Source organism: Mesorhizobium sp. M4B.F.Ca.ET.214.01.1.1 (assembly GCF_004791545.1).
In the GTDB taxonomy this organism is placed as follows: domain Bacteria; phylum Pseudomonadota; class Alphaproteobacteria; order Rhizobiales; family Rhizobiaceae; genus Mesorhizobium; species Mesorhizobium abyssinicae.
Map to the genome: position 1 here is coordinate 1 of NZ_SRUX01000091.1, position 399 is coordinate 399.

Below are 399 nucleotides of genomic sequence, written 5' to 3' on the forward strand. Positions count from 1 at the left end.
CGCCGGTTCAGTGGGAAGTGGCCTGCTGACGGCGCAGCAGCCGCCTGCAACAAGAGAAACTGTGAAGCCCTATAAGCTTCCGTTCGACGGCATCCGGTTCTCGATCTCCTTTAGGATGTTGGTTGCGCGTGCAATGCGGCTATACTTGGCCAGAAAGTCCGCCTTCGCCTGTAGACCAATCTGATCCCGAAACACCTCGTTTTCGCGCAGGTGCCGAAGGGCCTTGACCCAGTCAGACGGGTTGTCTAGCGACACCAGAACGCTGTTGACGCTATCCCTCAAGACTTCACGGATAGCTGGCAGGTCGGAGGATACTATGGGTTTGCCGTGCGCCATATATTCGAAAAGCTTGAGCGGCGACATTCCCTCAGCGATATTTCGACCCCCGCCCTGGCCATG

At 57.1% G+C, this 399-nt stretch carries 1 protein-coding gene; it reads right to left on the bottom strand.

Annotated features, from left to right (window positions below):
* Positions 1–69 precede the first annotated feature (69 nt).
* Positions 70–399: glycosyltransferase (locus EN857_RS33435; RefSeq protein WP_135897682.1), on the bottom strand; the 330-nt coding region annotated here is incomplete at its 5' end.